Genomic DNA, 14,396 nt, shown 5'->3' on the forward strand with positions numbered 1-14,396 from the left:
CATGCAGCTCAGAATCAATAGATGCTGAACGGGAAGTACTTGTCGTTGATCTTCTTGTAAGTGCCGTCTTCGACGATTTCTTTCAGGGCAAGGTTCAGCCTCGCGCGCAGGGTGTCGTCTTTACGCACGGCGATACCAATCTTGTCACTTTCTTCCACTGGGTCACCCTTGAATTCATACGAACGGCCGGCGTCGCTTTTCAGCCACTCGTAGTTGACGTACTTGTCTGCAAGGATGCCGTCCAGACGACCCGAGGTCAGGTCCAGGTAAGCGTTTTCCTGGGTGTCGTAGAGTTTGACTTCAACGCCGGGCATGTTGTCTTCCAGCCAGGTGCCGGCCAGAGTCGCGCGTTGGGCGCCAATCACCTTGCTTTGCAACGAAGCCTTGTCGGTTTTGAAGTCGACGTTTTTCGGCGCGATGAACTGCAGTTTGTTGGAGTAGTACGGTTCGGTGAAGTCCACCGCTTGCTTGCGCTCGTCGGTGATCGACATCGAGGAGATCAGGAAGTCGAACTTCTTGGCGTTCAGGGCCGGGATGATGCCGTCCCAGTCGGAGGTAACCACGGTGCACTCGACTTTCATCTTGGCGCACAGGGCATCGCCGATGTCTTTATCGAAGCCGACGACATTGCCACTGGCATCTTTGTTGTTGAACGGCGGGTAGGCCGCTTCGATGCCCATCTTCAAGGTCTCGGCGGCGGCACCGGCGCTGAAGGCCAGGGTGACAGCAGCGGCCAGAAAGATTCTTTTGTAGTTCTGCATGCGGGTAGCTCCGTTAGCGGTTGCTGGACATGAATTGTTTGCAGCGTGCCGAAAGCGGGTTTTCGAACACCTGCTGCGGCGATCCTTGTTCTTCTACCAAGCCTTGGTGGAGGAACACCACTTCGCTGGAAACCTGACGGGCAAAGCCCATTTCATGGGTCACGAGCAGCATGGTGCGGCCTTCTTCGGCCAATGCGCGGATGACATTAAGTACTTCCTGGACCATTTCCGGGTCAAGGGCGGAGGTGGGTTCGTCAAACAGAATGACCTTGGGCTGCATCGCCAGGGTGCGGGCGATGGCCGCGCGTTGCTGCTGGCCGCCGGAGAGTTGCGCCGGGTAGGCGTGACGCTTGTCAGCGATGCCGACCTTGGCCAGCAAGGCTTCGGCGACTTCGATAGCCTCGGCTTTGCTTTGGCCGAGCACGCGGCGCGGGGCTTCGATGATGTTGTCGAGCACGCTCATGTGCGGCCAGAGATTAAAGTTTTGAAATACAAAACCAATCTCGCTGCGCAGGCGATTGATCTGCTTGCCGTCGGCAGCAACAAGTTCGCCGTTCTTGGCGGCTTTGAGCTTGAGTTCTTCACCGGCTACCAGGATCTGGCCCTGGTGCGGGTTTTCCAGCAGGTTGATGCAACGCAGGAACGTGGACTTGCCGGAACCGGAGGAACCCAGGATCGAGATCACGTCGCCGTCGCGGGCGGTCAGCGAGATGCCTTTGAGCACCTCAAGCTGTCCGTAGCGTTTGTGCAAGTTGCGGATTTCAAGCGCGGGCGTGGCCTCAGCCATGTGCGTTCCTCATAGTGTTTTGCGCTCCTGCTGTTGGTGGCCTTCCTGGCGAGGCGGCCAAGCTAGCATAGCGTTCGAATGGCAGCCAACAGCGCTACGGACGGTAAACGGGTGGCATGTGGCAGGTTGTCGCATCGGCACAGCAGACTGTCGCCCCATCAACAACCGAACAGCCGTTTGAACACGCTTGGGCGTGGCTATCGCGTAAAAAAAGGCGCGATGTTGCCAGCTTTGGCGGGGTGTTGGAAGCGCTAACCGGACAAACGTTCCTGATCTGAACTTTTATTGTGCGTGCCCGAATTTTTTGATGTGTTTCTGGTGCGCTGATTCGTTCCTTGAAGTGGGTGGCAGGGTAACGTTCTGGCGAAATGCCATTAATCTCAATGACTTGCGATGACTGCTCGATTCGCGCGAAGGCCCCGTGTCGCGGGCGTATGAAATATTTTGGCGCAATTATTGCGTGCAGAATAAGAAACGCCCTGTTGGATTCTTTTTACGAGAAGGAATGTCAGACCGGGCCGACGTCATCGCTTTACTTGCAAAGGTAGTCTCAATGAGTAGTAGCCAAAGCTCCTCCAATGGCCTCGAACAGGGGCTCAAACCGCGTCATGTGACCATGCTGTCGATCGCCGGGGTGATCGGTGCCGGGCTGTTTGTCGGCTCCGGTCATGCCATCGCAGCTGCCGGTCCAGCCGTACTGCTGGCCTATGCCGCCGCCGGTATGCTGGTGGTGCTGGTGATGCGCATGCTTGGCGAAATGGCCGTCGCCTCGCCGGACACTGGCTCCTTCTCCACATACGCCGACCGCGCAATCGGTCACTGGGCCGGTTTCACCATCGGCTGGCTCTACTGGTGGTTCTGGGTGCTTGTCATTCCGTTGGAGGCCAACGCCGCCGCGACCATCCTGCATGCCTGGTTCCCTGACGTGGCAATCTGGGCGTTCACGCTGGTCATCACCTTGCTGCTGACGGTGACCAACCTGTTCAGTGTGAAGAACTACGGAGAGTTCGAGTTCTGGTTCGCCCTGGTCAAAGTCGTAGCGATCATCGGCTTTATCGGTCTTGGCATTCTGGCGATCTTCGGCTTCCTGCCTACCAGCCAGGTCAGCGGCGTGTCGCACCTGTTTGACACTCAAGGCTTCCTGCCAAACGGCATGGGCGCGGTGCTGGGGGCCATTCTGACCACCATGTTTTCCTTCATGGGTACCGAGATCGTGACCATCGCGGCCGCGGAATCGAAGAACCCTGGCCAGCAAATTTCCAAGGCCACCAACTCGGTCATCTGGCGGATTGGTTTGTTCTATCTCGTGTCGATCTTCATCGTTGTGGCCTTGGTGCCATGGAACGACCCGATTCTGGCCAGCGTCGGTTCCTACCAGACCGTGCTGGAACGCATGGGTATCCCGAATGCCAAGCTGATCGTCGATATTGTGGTTCTGGTTGCGGTAACCAGCTGCCTGAACTCGGCGCTCTACACTGCTTCGCGCATGATGTTCTCGTTGGGCAAACGCGGCGATGCGCCGGCCGTTTCCCAGCGCACCAACAAGAGCGGCACGCCGTACTGGGCCGTCATGTTGTCCACCGGTGCAGCGTTCCTTACAGTGTTCGCCAACTACGTGGCCCCGGCCGCCGTGTTCGAATTCCTGCTGGCAAGCTCCGGCGCTATCGCGCTGCTGGTGTACCTGGTGATCGCGTTTTCACAACTGCGCATGCGTAAACAGCGTATGGCTCGCGGTGAAAAAATCGCCTTCAGCATGTGGCTGTTCCCGGGCCTGACCTACGCGGTGATCATATTCATCGTTGCGGCCCTGACCATCATGCTGTTCCAGGACGCCCATCGCGTGGAGATCCTCGCGACTGGTTTGCTGAGTGTGTCGGTGGTGGCTGCCGGGTTGTTCGTGGCTCGTCGTCGCAAGCTGCAGAAAGTGGGCGCGGTGGTGCTGAGCTGATTCGTACCGCGTAACGCAAAACGGCCGCTGTCAGTGATGACAAGCGGCCGTTTTTGTTTTGTCTGTTGTGCTCGATTCAAGCGGGGTGCACCCAGTCTTCAACTCGTAAACCGGATACACGCTCAAATTCCCGTAGATTATTCGTCACGATGGTGAACCCTCGTGAGCGTGCGTGGCCGGCAATCATGTGGTCATAAGGGCCTATTGGTGTCCCTGCTTTAGCCAATTCCGAGCGAATCATTCCGGTGTGTGCTGCTGCTTCATAGTCAAAAGGCAAGATCTCAAGACGGGCAACAAAGCCCTCGATGACAGCGAGGTTTTTTTCCGGTGCGGCAGATTTTTCTGCACCGTAAATCAACTCCATCAAGGTGACAGCGCTTATGCATAGCTGGCCGTGATGACGATTGAAGGCTTCGCGTACAACCTGTGGCTTGTTCTTGATGGTGAAGATGCAGATGTTGGTATCGAGCATGAATTTGATCATTAAAACGACTCACGCTCCTGATCGGTTGGTTGCTCACGGTCAGCCATAAAGTCTGCGCTCACGCCTTCGCCGTCGAACCAGCTATCCCAGGCTTCTCCTGCCGGGGTGATGAGGCGAGTCCTGCCGATAGCGATAACATCGACACGCTTCACATCACTGGGCATTGCGACAGCTTTGGGCAGGCGGACGGCCTGGCTTCGATTGCTCATAAAAAGGGTGGTTTGTTCCATGGCAGGCCTCCTGCGCTTTGCTGACGCTTGAAGTCAGAAGCATAGAATTTTGTTGGGATATGTCAATGGGATATACACGATGACTGATGAAAGGTTGTGATAGTCACGACAGTTTCAATGGTTACAAAAAACGGCTGCTGTCAGAGATGACAAGCAGCCGTTTTTACTTCCAGAGTGGCCTTACTCAGCCTTTTCCACCGGCAAGTCCAGCGACTGACGATAACTGTCCAGCGCATCGCCAAAGTCAGTGATGAATTGCGGATCGGTCAGCCAGGCCTGGGCGGCGTCGCGGTCCATGCCATCGGCCCACATGCGGTAGTCGATCAGCATGTCGGCGGCCAGGTGCGTGGCGGCCATGGCTTCGTTGTCGGCGTTTTCCATGTCCAGCAGTTCTGGATGGTCGCTGATGATTTCGGCGAGGTTCGACAGTAGGGTCAGCAGCATGTCGTTGCGGCTGGTGGCCTCGACGTCACGCATTTTGCTGAACATCGCCAAGGTGTATTCCGGGATCGGCTCGCCGAGTTCGCCCAGGTCATCATCCAGTTCGGCGGGTTTTCTGCCGTGAATATTGATTTGCTTGGCTTTGGCCTTTGCGCGCTTGGCGCGTTTCTGTTGCTTGTTCAGGGATGCCATGGGAACTCAGTTTGGTTTCTGTTGGGTTTGGGCCGCGATGACTTCGGACGCTGCCACGTAGTCAGCCTGGAAGGCCGGGGATTCGATCCACGCCAAGGCGCTGGCTTCGTCAGCTTCGGTGGACCATTGGCGATACTCGATCAGCGCAGCGATGATGAAGTCTGTCGCGGTTTCTTCGCCTTCCTGTTCCAGCACCAGCGCGAGCAGTGGGTGTTCAAGAAAGGCCGCGCACATCGCCTGTTGACTGATCTTTGCCGCATCGATCATTTCTTTGAACAGTTCGGTCAGGTCCACCGATTCGAAGTCGATGCGATCGTCGTTCGGGTCCAGCTCGACCGGCGCGGCAGCCCGCTGGGTGCGGTTCTGCTTGGCCTTGGCTTTGGCGCGGGAGGCGCGTTTGTTCTGCTTGTTGGCGGAGGCCATGGGCGTCGTTCCGTAATTCGTTGAGAGGGCGCATGCATCAACTGCGTGGCACTCGCCGCCCGGGTGTATCGGGGGCCAGCTCGCCGGTCTGCAGCCAGGACAATGCAATGGGCCATAGTGTGGCTTGGTATGCGCTGCGAAAAAAGGCGAAATGTCCGACTTCTTCTTCGCCGATATCTTCGGGGGCGATTCGCAGGTGGGTATTTGTGCTGCCAGTGAAGTAGCCGAGCAAGCGTTCGATCGCCGGAATCGTACCGTAGGGATCGTCGCTGAGGCTGATCGCCAGGGTCTGGGCTGTGACGTTGGCGAAGGGAAGCTGGCCGTTTTTGGCGTGGATGACACGACCGCTGGGGCGTTTCTCGTATCGGGCGGTGGGCTTGCTCCAGTCGCGAACTACACCGGCCGGGGTGTCTTCGAGCCAGCCGAGGCGTTTGCCGGGAAAGTAGCCGTACAGCATGGTCATCAATGGCATCACCACATGCCACTTGCCAAACATTCGCCAGCGATGAGCAGGGGCATAGTCGCGCCAGTAAGCGAACTGCGCACCCACCGTCACCAAGCGTCGGATCACATGCCCGGAGGCTCCCAGCCCGGCCGCGCAACCGCCGAAGCTGTGGCCGACGACATTGATGGGTTGTTGTGCAAACTCGCGTTGCGCCCTTTGCAGCATCGCCTCGAAATCCAGCGCGCCCCAATCGGACCATGAGGCCTCAAGCCCCTTCAGTGACGCAGGGCGCGACTCGCCGATGCCGCGGTAGTCATAGGTGATCACGTCGAAGCCGTTGGCGAACAGGTAATCGGCGAAGCGCGAGTAGTGTCGGCAACGGACTGAAGTAGCGGCGTTGATGATCACCACCGGACGGGTTGGGTCTTGATTCGCATGCCGCCAGGTGAAGCCGCCAAGGATGAAGCCGTCGGTGGCGGGTTCGTTGAACGGCTCTCCGGCGGCACTGGAGGGCGATTTTCCGAGTTGGATCGTTGGAAGTTGCGTGAGCAGGGTTTGTTGTCTCATTGGTGCTCCGTTGCAAACCGGGCCCATTTAGAGCGAAAGTTTGTCTAGAGTTTGTCTACGGTATGGCGTCAGTAAAACTCCTGAGAATCCAGCGGCCTTTGTGCAAACTACCTGATTTTTCAATACTTTGGTCGCGTGTCGACATCGAGTGCAGCAAATTGCGAAATTTGTTCTGCTTTTGTTTTTCGTCTAAAGCATCCGACAGTTTGTCTAGGATTAGCGCGACTAGCTCAATGCGTGATGCTGACCCATATTGCCTCAAATAGTCGAGAATCAGATCTTTGTAGTAGCCATCATTGAAAGCCCGGTTGCGAATATAGTCGCTTTGGTTGCCCGTGCTGCGCGCCACTTGGGCGGCCGCGTAATAATTCGGTTTTCGCCCCTCAATAAGCCCTTGCTTGCGCAGCAAGACCGCGGCATTTTCTGTGATGGGTTGTCTTTTCTGCACCCTGTCCAGCAGCATGACTGTATTCAATGGCAGATCCTGATTTTCTAACAATAGACGGGTGTAGTTTTCGTCGATCACGTTCCCGTAAATTTCCAGCACAACTTTGTTTTCCTTGGACTTGCTGTAGTCCGGCAGTGGGAAGTACCGGCTACGTTGGGACAGAGTCATGGTGGAAATACCGAAACCCATGGTGTCGATCATGTTCAAGCCGACCATCGCTTGGGTCAGCCAAGGGTTACGGTAGCGGCTTGGCGTATGCTCGCCGCTAAAGTAATCCTCAGGTTCACCCTCATAGAAACCGCCAGCATTTTCGAATACCAATCTGTCGACGCGCTCTACGACCATAATGCGTGAGCGCAGTTGATAGTCCTGATGGGCAATGCAGTTGTGCAAGGCTTCCAGGATAACGCGAGTGTCATATTTGCTGACTTCGGTGGCCAGCAATTGGTTTTGTGGAAAAAGCTTGTAGTCAATATTACGTATGCGATGCAGCACCTGAGTCGTCGTCAGTAAAAACGGTAGGCCAAAGTGTTCGTATGCCTGTTCTTCACCTGCGAGTTTCCAGGTGATTTGTGCCAGGGTTGGCAGAAAATGACTGGCTTCTCGTTTGCCCACCAACAACAAAGCGGAGTGCGTGATGCATCCCTGAATAGTCAGCTTCGCTTTGTCCAGAAAAGTCGCCAGATCCCAGGTTTGAATGTCTTCAGCAAATGAAGCATTGCGGTGTTTCTCCGCAAACTTCTGTCGTGCTACGTCGACCGCCTGTTCATCAAGGTCGGCGTGGGTCGCGCCTAATACCGTCTGAGCCGACCAATCCTGTATGTCGATTGGCTCATTCAAAATGGCCTCCAGCCGTTCCTGCCGCATCTCAGTCAATGCATCGTCCAGCCGCTGCCAGGCTTTATCGTGCGCATAAACCGGCAGCCTCGGCCTATGCTTGGGGATATGAAACACCCAAACGGTTTTGCCGGTATCGCTGGTAGTGAAACTTTCGATGCAAAAACCTTCCGAGTTCAGATTGCAGCAACGCCCCAGCAAACGCTGGCGAATGTTTTCAGGTGTGTAGTCATGAAGCTGCTGGACTCCGACAATGTGTAGCGAACAATCCTGAACGCCGATCACCAAATGACCTCCGGCCATATTTGCGATGGCGGATAGATAACTCGCAATATCTGCACCTTTGCGTCCGGACACGGCGTGAGTAAGGTTCTTGAACTCTTTCCATTCGCAGGCAGTGTTTTCCTTGGGGTATTTGCCGCGTAGGTAGTTTTGAAGGGTCAATTCGTTCACCGGATTACCCGGCCACACAACCGCTCCTCAATCACCGCCCATTCCCGATCCAGTTCTGTGCAAAGTTCCTCCTCGCTCGGTAGCACCAGTCTGTAGGTGCTGGCAAACAGCTGTTCGTTGCCTTGCAGCACTGAATAGCGCACCACCGATTCATCTTTTTGCGCGCAGAGAATGAGACCGACGGTGGGGCTATCCTCCGGTCCGCGCTTGAGGTCGTCGTACATGCGCACGTACATGTCCATCTGGCCGACATCCTGGTGGGTCAGTACGCCGCGCTTGAGGTCGAAGATGACGAAGCACTTGAGCAGGTAGTTGTAGAACACCAGGTCGATATAGAAGTCTTTGCTCTCGGTACTGATGCGTTGCTGGCGAGCGATGAAGGCGAAGCCTTTGCCCAGTTCGAGCAGGAAGCCCTGGAGTTGATTGATCAATGCTTGTTCAAGTTCGCTTTCCTGGATCAAACCCGCATTGGGCAGGCCGAGAAATTCCAGTAGCACGGGGTCCCGGATGAAATCCCGAGGGCTGGCGTTCATTTGCTGGATATTGGTGGCGGCTTCCTGTTTGACGGCGGCCCGGTCGCGGCTCGCCAGCAGGCGTTCGTAATAGAGGGTATTGATCTGGCGCTCGAGGGCGCGACTTGACCAGTTCTGCAGAGCAGATTCGTTCATGTACCAGTGGCGAGCGTTGTCGTTGTCGACTCGTAGCAGTCTGCGGTAGTGGGTCCAGCTCAATTCGGAACGCACTGCGTTCCAAATTGGAAAGGTCTGATAAAAGTCCCGCATGTATCGCAGGTTGCGTTCGTCAAAACCTTTCCCGAACTCGGAAGTGAGGACTTTCGCCAGCGTCGATAGCAACTGCTTGCCATAAACCGCCCGCCGAGCGCCTTCCTGCTCGAACTCCACAATATGCCGTCCGATCTGCCAACAGGTTTGCACCTGAACGGTATCGACCACTCGCAGCACCTTCTGACGCGCTTCACGGATCAACTCGCCAAGATTGCCGAGCAGTGAAGTGATCTGTGGATCTTGAGTGTTACCGGGTTTTAGGGAGCTCATGACATTTTCCGCGGCTAAGGAAACAAGCGGAAGAGGATGGCAAGAGAGAGATAGTCCGCGATGCCGGGCGTTACTGGTAAATCGGAAGGAAAGGCGAATTTGCTTTGCAGGACCGGGCCGACGGCAGCCCATGCATGAGGAGCACATCACGTAGTCCGATTCGCAGTGAGCCCAAGTGCTAATCGATCTAAAACTTGAACATTCAGCAACAAATCTAAAAAGAGTAACGATTGGGTTCTGCGTAACCCGGGAGTCGCCATCATGAAGAACGTCCATTCATTCATGCTGCCCATCGCCGCTGTCGGCGTACTGATGTTTCCAGTCGTGCTTAACGCAGCCAGTCTTGAACCGATCGACAGCACAGGCGTGCAAGTCCAGCAGCAACAGCAAAACGGGATTACTTACCTGTCCGGGGGGATCGGAGAGGATGAGGCGCGAGCCATTGAACAAGCGCAGGGCTACAACCTGCACATGACTTTCTCCATCGGGGCGGAGGGCAAATATGTTCCGGATGTAAATCTGGTCATTCAGAAAGACCCGGGGCAACCCGTGCTGACGCTGAGCGAAGCCGGCCCGTTGGTTTATGTTCAGCTGCCACCTGGCAAGTACACCGTCGTCGCGACTCGCAATGGTGAGGAACGGCGTGATACGGCGGATGTAGGAAGTGGTGCCGCTCGCAATCTTGTCTTCCACTGGAATACTGAAAACTAGTCCAAGAGAGACGCTTGCTCGATGCCTGATCAAATCGCGGGCATAAAAAAACCCTGAATCTTGCGATTCAGGGTTTTCGGTATTTGGTGCCCAGAGACGGAATCGAACCGCCGACACGGGGATTTTCAATCCCCTGCTCTACCGACTGAGCTATCTGGGCAACGGGGCGCATTAAACTGGTTTTTCAGGGGGTCGTCAAGAAAGTTTTCAAAAAAATTTTAATTATTACCGTCGCTTACGATCCGACCCCCGAAAAAACGGGATTATTCAGCCGGCGGAACGTAGCCTTCGGCCTTGGCGTATTCCTCGCCGGAAAAGAACTTGTCCATCTCGCCTTGAAGATATTTGCGGTCTTCGGCGTTCATCATGTTCAGGCGTTTTTCGTTGATCAGCAGGGTCTGGTGTTTCTGCCAGTCGGCCCAGGCCTTGGCCGAGACGTGGTCAAAAATGTCCTGGCCTTTTGCACCCGGAAATGGAGCTCGCTCCAGGGCGGGCAATTCTTCTTTGTACTTGCGGCACATGATGGTGCGGGTCATGACGACTCTCCTGCGTTCAATACGGCGGCCGCGCGTTCGAGCAAGGTTTTGACCGGGGCGGCAAGGCCCAGGCGCGGCGGGGTGGCGAGGTTATACCAGAGCCAGTCGGCCTCGGCCACGTGATGGCCGGCCTCCTGAACCTGAACCAGCCAGGGTTCGATGGATAACTGAAAGTGGCTGAAGGTGTGTACCAGGCTCGGCAGGGCCTGTTGGCTGCGCAGTTCCAGCGAGTGCTGCGAAGCCAGATGTTGCAGGTCGTCGAGGTCGTCGAGTTCCGGCAGGCTCCAGAGACCGCCCCACAGGCCCGTGGAAGGGCGACGGTAAAGCAGAATCGCCCCTTCGCCGTTGGCGAGCATTGGCATCAGCGTGCGCTTCTGTGGCACGGCTTTGCGTGGCTTGGGGATCGGGTAGCGGGTTTCCAGGCCCAGCATGTGCGCCTCGCAGCCCTTTTCCAGGGGGCAGAGCAGGCAGCTCGGCTTGCTGCGGGTGCAGAGCGTGGCACCCAGATCCATCATCGCCTGGGTGTAGGCGTTGACTCGATCATATGGCGTGAAGCGCTCAGCGTTGGCCCACAGCTGTTTGGCAACCTTGGGCTCGCCCGGATAACCCTCTTGCGCGGTAAAGCGCGCCAGCACCCGTTTGACGTTGCCATCGAGGATCGGCGCCCGCAGGCCCATGCTCAGGCTGGCAATCGCGCCGGCGGTGGACAGGCCGATACCCGGTAGATCGGTGAGTTTTTCCACATCACGGGGAAACTCGCCGCCATATTCGGCAACGACAATCTTCGCGGTCTTCTGCAAGTTGCGCGCGCGGGTGTAGTAACCGAGGCCGGTCCACAGGTGCAGCACTTCGTCTTCCGGCGCGGCGGCCAGGGCTTCGACCGTTGGCAGCGAAGCCATGAAACGGTCGAAGTAATTCAGCACGGTGCTGACCTGGGTCTGCTGCAGCATGATTTCCGAGACCCACACCCGGTAAGGGGTGATGCCCTGCTGCCAAGGCAAATCGTGGCGGCCGTGGCGGTCGTACCAGTCCAGCACCGCCGTTGAAAACTGCTCGGCTCTCATCGCTTGAACAGCCCCTTGAGCGCGTTTTTCAGTTCCGGGCTGACTTTATCGCCAAGCTTCTCGTCGATTTTTTCGCTGATCCGCTCACCGGCCAGTTTGCTCGCGACTTGTCCCATGCGTTCATTGTCGACGCGGCAAGCCTTGGCACCCAGTTCCAGCGGACCACGGCAGCGCAGTGGCCACTCGATGCCGACGAAGCGCTCGCTGACTTGGCAGGCCGGGTCCGGCATGTCGCTCTTGTCGCCTTCGACGATCACGCCGACGCGGTAATCCATGCCCAGCACCCGCAGGTCGATGTCGCCGTTACCGTTGACGGTCATGCCCGGAATGCGCACTTTCAGGTCGGGGTTACTGGCCACGCCGTTGTGGAAGGTCAGGTTGCCCTTGAGCTCTTCGAACGGTGTGTCCTTGCCCCGTGGCTCGCCCGTGAGGGTTTTGCGATTCAGGGTGGCGATGCCTTTGCACAGTTGCTGCTCAAGGTTGGCATTGAGCAGAACGCCATTGTTGATGACGAAACTGGCATTGCCGTTGAGGTTGTCGATCAGCACGCTCTGGCTATTGCCGCTGCTGGTCAGCGCGCTATCGAGGGTAACCAGGCCTTGGACCGGTGGATTTTTCCCTTGGCTTTCGAGGATTTTTTCTACAGGCACTTTGCTGATGCGCGTCTGCATGTTCAGCGCCGGCACTTGCTGGCGCACGTCCAGGGTACCTTTGGCTTCGAAGTTGCCGTCGTACAGGTCGCCGCGCAGGTTCTCCAGCGTCAGCAGGCCGCCTTGGCCTGTGGCCTTGAGTGCCGCATTCTGAATCGGCAGTTTGTCGAGGGTCAGCTGGCCGAAAGTCAGGTCGGCGTTCACGTCGAGTTTGCTCAGGCGTTCCACCGGCAACAGACGCTCGGTGCTCCACGGGCCTTTGGTCGGTGAGGGCGGCAGCGGTGAACTGCCTGCACCAGCCATCGCCTCGCTCTCGGTGCTGGCCACTTCGGCCTGACGCACCTGCTTCGCGCTGTTGGCTTCGGCGGATTTTGGCGGCAAGTAACGATCGACGCTGAAAGTGTCACCCTTGAGGTTCACGCGCAGCGATTGCTTGGCGAAGTCCTCGACAGCGATGCGGCCGCTGAAAGTGCTGTCGTCGAGTTTCAGGTTGAGGTTGTCGAGGGACAGGCTGGTCGGCGTGGCGGCAACCTGGCTGGCCAGTTCGACTTTGCTCAGGCTGCCTTCGGCCATCGCCGGGAGTTTCTGGCCGATGCTGTCGACGAATTTCGCCAGATCGAACTGGGCAATCGACAGGCCACCGCTGATTTGCGGGGTCTTGTCGAGGTCGTTGGCCTTCAGTTCACCCAAGGCGCGCAGCTGGTTGGCGGAGATCTTGATGCCGGTCCATTCGGCGACGTTGGCAGCCCTGTCCAGCAGCAACTGACCTTGAGCGGCGAAGGTCATGGTCTTGCCTTGCAGTGGATCGCCAGCGACTTCACCGGAAAGTTTCATGTCTTCGAATTTGTAGCGCTGCAGTGCACGCTCGAAACGCAACTCGCCGGCCAGCTCGGTTCGTACTCGCAGAACCGGTTGGTTGGTGCCGAGAAATGCGGTGAGTTTGACCGGGATGTTGGTCGAGTCATGTACCGGGCCAGTACTGAGCTGGATGCTTTCGGCGCTGAACTGCTTGCCGGTTCTCTCGTCGCTGTACTCAACGCGGGCGTTGTTGACGGTCAGGCTGTCGATGTCCAGGCGGATCGGCTGAGCCGGTTTTTCTGCCTGAGCGGTAGTGGTTGGTGCAGGTTCGCCGGTGGCGGCGGGCGGCGTGGCCGGAGTACTCGGGGTGGCTGGCGCCGGGGCCTTGCCGATGTCTTCCCAGTTGCCGTGGCCGTTCTTGTCGCGATTCAGGCGCAGATTCAGGCCTTCGACGCGCACATCGCTCATCTGCACTTCGCGGCGCAGCAGCGGAATCACGCGGACCGACAGGCCGAGCATCTGCAAGTCTGCGAACGGTTCGGCAGGCTTGGCCAGGGTTGCAACACTGGCTTCATGCAATTCCAGGCCCAGCCAGGGAAACAGGCTCCAGCCGATATCGCCATTGAGCGTCAGCTCGATGTGGGCCTTGTCGCGGGCAATCTGGCGAATCTCGTCTTTATAGTCGTTGGGATCGAAGAGGTGGGTCAGGGCAAAGCCCAGCGCCACAATGATCAGCAACAGCCCGAGAAGTACCAGACCCAGGATTTTGCCGAACGCTTTCATGGGCGAGTCCTTGTATTAGTCGAATTCGAAATTTAGCCGGGGAGTATAGCGCTCCGAAGTGGCTGACCGGTCAGCGATCACATCGGGAGCTCATCCAGCGGCACCTTCAGCTTAGCCGCCAGCGCTTGAGCTTCGAGGTGCCCGGCAGGCGCCAACAGCCGCAATGTCGCGCCTGATTGCGACGCCATTTTCTGCGCTTCGTTCACCATGCGCTCGGCAACCCCACGACGACGGGTGATTTTTCGTACGCATAAATGGGACAAATGCCAGACGTCGTGGTGCCGTTGCAGACGTGCCGCACCCAACAACCGATCGTTGAAGCGTCCGGCGATCAGCGAACCGTCCTGCAGGCAGTCTTCGATCAGATGCATCTCCCCTGTAAATGGCGCAAACAGCCAGTCCGGGGCGTCGCGGTAGATCTTCTGCAGATCTTGCTGATCCTGATAAGTGGCTTGGTTCAGCAGCTCGACAACGATCGGCATGGTGTCTCCCTTGAAAGCTAATCTGGTCCCATAGGAGCTGCCGCAGGCTGCGATCTTTTGATCTTCTGTTCACGTTGCAAAAGATCAAAAGATCGCAGACTTCGGCAGCTCCTACGTATGAATACATGTTCTTACGGTTGTACGAGAACAGATGACATACAAAAGGTGATATCAGTTTGGTTTTTCTGTCACGTGCAAATGGTAACCTCTGCCCGTTCGTCCGTCCCTTCTGCGGCGTGATGTCGCACCAAAATGGAGCTTCACCTAAAAAACAGTCATGCCTGCGTGCATTAAGGCTGGG

At 57.0% G+C, this 14,396-nt stretch carries 15 protein-coding genes and 1 tRNA gene; 2 read left to right on the plus strand and 14 right to left on the minus strand.

Translation table 11 applies throughout. From position 1 onward, the window contains the following. Positions 1 to 14 precede the first annotated feature (14 nt). Both TU81_RS16255 and TU81_RS16260 read right to left on the minus strand, forming a co-directional pair. On the minus strand, positions 15 to 761 hold the full coding sequence (locus TU81_RS16255; protein ID WP_038978539.1) for an ABC transporter substrate-binding protein: 747 nt from the start codon (positions 759 to 761) through the stop codon (positions 15 to 17). 13 nt (positions 762 to 774) lie between these two features. After that, on the minus strand, positions 775 to 1,548 hold the full coding sequence (locus tag TU81_RS16260; RefSeq protein WP_007897462.1) for an ABC transporter ATP-binding protein: 774 nt from the start codon (positions 1,546 to 1,548) through the stop codon (positions 775 to 777). A gap of 553 nt (positions 1,549 to 2,101) precedes the next feature. Between TU81_RS16260 and gabP the strand changes: the two genes are divergently transcribed. Further along, positions 2,102 to 3,496, plus strand: coding sequence for a GABA permease (gene gabP / locus TU81_RS16265; protein WP_048396044.1), 1,395 nt, complete (start codon positions 2,102 to 2,104; stop codon positions 3,494 to 3,496). Positions 3,497 to 3,572: 76 nt separating this feature from the next. Here the strand turns inward: gabP and vapC are convergent, their stop codons facing one another. The 7 genes from vapC to TU81_RS16300 form a co-directional block, all read right to left on the minus strand. Next, entirely contained in the window at positions 3,573 to 3,980 is a 408-nt protein-coding gene (gene vapC, locus TU81_RS16270; RefSeq protein ID WP_030129300.1) for a type II toxin-antitoxin system tRNA(fMet)-specific endonuclease VapC, read from the minus strand. Then, the gene (gene vapB, locus TU81_RS16275) at positions 3,980 to 4,210 is read right to left on the minus strand and encodes a type II toxin-antitoxin system VapB family antitoxin (RefSeq protein WP_038978541.1); all 231 of its coding nucleotides are present in this window, start codon (positions 4,208 to 4,210) and stop codon (positions 3,980 to 3,982) included. The genes vapC and vapB overlap by 1 nt, the downstream gene beginning before the upstream one ends. Before the next feature lie 180 nt (positions 4,211 to 4,390). Beyond that, a complete protein-coding gene (locus TU81_RS16280) occupies positions 4,391 to 4,843 on the minus strand; it encodes a hypothetical protein (protein WP_048396045.1) in 453 nt (150 codons plus the stop codon). Between the two features lie 6 nt (positions 4,844 to 4,849). Beyond that, positions 4,850 to 5,266 carry a hypothetical protein gene (locus TU81_RS16285; RefSeq protein WP_038978543.1) on the minus strand — a complete coding sequence of 139 codons (417 nt, stop codon included), beginning with the start codon at positions 5,264 to 5,266 and terminating at the stop codon, positions 4,850 to 4,852. Positions 5,267 to 5,303: 37 nt separating this feature from the next. Next, positions 5,304 to 6,278: an alpha/beta hydrolase family protein gene (locus TU81_RS16290; RefSeq protein WP_048396046.1), complete on the minus strand. Its 975-nt coding sequence runs from the start codon at positions 6,276 to 6,278 to the stop codon at positions 5,304 to 5,306. A gap of 55 nt (positions 6,279 to 6,333) precedes the next feature. After that, positions 6,334 to 8,016: an ATP-binding protein gene (locus TU81_RS16295; protein ID WP_048396218.1), complete on the minus strand. Its 1,683-nt coding sequence runs from the start codon at positions 8,014 to 8,016 to the stop codon at positions 6,334 to 6,336. Continuing rightward, positions 8,013 to 9,071, minus strand: coding sequence for a PDDEXK nuclease domain-containing protein (locus tag TU81_RS16300; RefSeq protein WP_048396047.1), 1,059 nt, complete (start codon positions 9,069 to 9,071; stop codon positions 8,013 to 8,015). Before TU81_RS16300 ends, TU81_RS16295 begins: the two co-directional genes overlap by 4 nt. 261 nt (positions 9,072 to 9,332) lie before the next feature. On the opposite strand from TU81_RS16300, the gene TU81_RS16305 reads away from it, so the two are divergent. Continuing rightward, on the plus strand, positions 9,333 to 9,782 hold the full coding sequence (locus tag TU81_RS16305) for a hypothetical protein (protein ID WP_038978546.1): 450 nt from the start codon (positions 9,333 to 9,335) through the stop codon (positions 9,780 to 9,782). 84 nt (positions 9,783 to 9,866) lie between these two features. Here TU81_RS16305 and TU81_RS16310 read toward each other — a convergent pair. From TU81_RS16310 to TU81_RS16330, 5 genes are all read right to left on the minus strand, one after another. Further along, positions 9,867 to 9,942 (minus strand) — tRNA-Phe (locus tag TU81_RS16310). A 103-nt stretch (positions 9,943 to 10,045) separates the two neighbouring features. Next, complete coding sequence (locus TU81_RS16315) at positions 10,046 to 10,318, minus strand: oxidative damage protection protein (protein ID WP_007897448.1); 273 nt, start codon at positions 10,316 to 10,318, stop codon at positions 10,046 to 10,048. Beyond that, positions 10,315 to 11,382 carry an A/G-specific adenine glycosylase gene (gene mutY, locus TU81_RS16320; RefSeq protein ID WP_048396048.1) on the minus strand — a complete coding sequence of 356 codons (1,068 nt, stop codon included), beginning with the start codon at positions 11,380 to 11,382 and terminating at the stop codon, positions 10,315 to 10,317. Before mutY ends, TU81_RS16315 begins: the two co-directional genes overlap by 4 nt. After that, the gene (locus TU81_RS16325; RefSeq protein WP_048396049.1) at positions 11,379 to 13,613 is read right to left on the minus strand and encodes an AsmA family protein; all 2,235 of its coding nucleotides are present in this window, start codon (positions 13,611 to 13,613) and stop codon (positions 11,379 to 11,381) included. The genes mutY and TU81_RS16325 overlap by 4 nt, the downstream gene beginning before the upstream one ends. A gap of 77 nt (positions 13,614 to 13,690) precedes the next feature. Further along, the gene (locus tag TU81_RS16330) at positions 13,691 to 14,095 is read right to left on the minus strand and encodes an acetyl-CoA sensor PanZ family protein (protein ID WP_038978549.1); all 405 of its coding nucleotides are present in this window, start codon (positions 14,093 to 14,095) and stop codon (positions 13,691 to 13,693) included. Positions 14,096 to 14,396 lie beyond the last annotated feature (301 nt).

The organism is Pseudomonas lini, from assembly GCF_001042905.1.
Taxonomy (GTDB): Bacteria; Pseudomonadota; Gammaproteobacteria; order Pseudomonadales; family Pseudomonadaceae; genus Aquipseudomonas; species Aquipseudomonas lini.

Bases quoted from the DNA above. Each gene is read 5' to 3' on its own strand.
- TU81_RS16255 (WP_038978539.1), bottom strand. From the start codon at position 761: ATGCAGAACTACAAAAGAATCTTTCTGGCCGCTGCTGTCACCCTGGCC.
- TU81_RS16260 (WP_007897462.1), bottom strand. From the start codon at position 1,548: ATGGCTGAGGCCACGCCCGCGCTTGAAATCCGCAACTTGCACAAACGC.
- gabP (WP_048396044.1), top strand. From the start codon at position 2,102: ATGAGTAGTAGCCAAAGCTCCTCCAATGGCCTCGAACAGGGGCTCAAA.
- vapC (WP_030129300.1), bottom strand. From the start codon at position 3,980: ATGATCAAATTCATGCTCGATACCAACATCTGCATCTTCACCATCAAG.
- vapB (WP_038978541.1), bottom strand. From the start codon at position 4,210: ATGGAACAAACCACCCTTTTTATGAGCAATCGAAGCCAGGCCGTCCGC.
- TU81_RS16280 (WP_048396045.1), bottom strand. From the start codon at position 4,843: ATGGCATCCCTGAACAAGCAACAGAAACGCGCCAAGCGCGCAAAGGCC.
- TU81_RS16285 (WP_038978543.1), bottom strand. From the start codon at position 5,266: ATGGCCTCCGCCAACAAGCAGAACAAACGCGCCTCCCGCGCCAAAGCC.
- TU81_RS16290 (WP_048396046.1), bottom strand. From the start codon at position 6,278: ATGAGACAACAAACCCTGCTCACGCAACTTCCAACGATCCAACTCGGA.
- TU81_RS16300 (WP_048396047.1), bottom strand. From the start codon at position 9,071: ATGAGCTCCCTAAAACCCGGTAACACTCAAGATCCACAGATCACTTCA.
- TU81_RS16305 (WP_038978546.1), top strand. From the start codon at position 9,333: ATGAAGAACGTCCATTCATTCATGCTGCCCATCGCCGCTGTCGGCGTA.
- TU81_RS16315 (WP_007897448.1), bottom strand. From the start codon at position 10,318: ATGACCCGCACCATCATGTGCCGCAAGTACAAAGAAGAATTGCCCGCC.
- mutY (WP_048396048.1), bottom strand. From the start codon at position 11,382: ATGAGAGCCGAGCAGTTTTCAACGGCGGTGCTGGACTGGTACGACCGC.
- TU81_RS16325 (WP_048396049.1), bottom strand. From the start codon at position 13,613: ATGAAAGCGTTCGGCAAAATCCTGGGTCTGGTACTTCTCGGGCTGTTG.
- TU81_RS16330 (WP_038978549.1), bottom strand. From the start codon at position 14,095: ATGCCGATCGTTGTCGAGCTGCTGAACCAAGCCACTTATCAGGATCAG.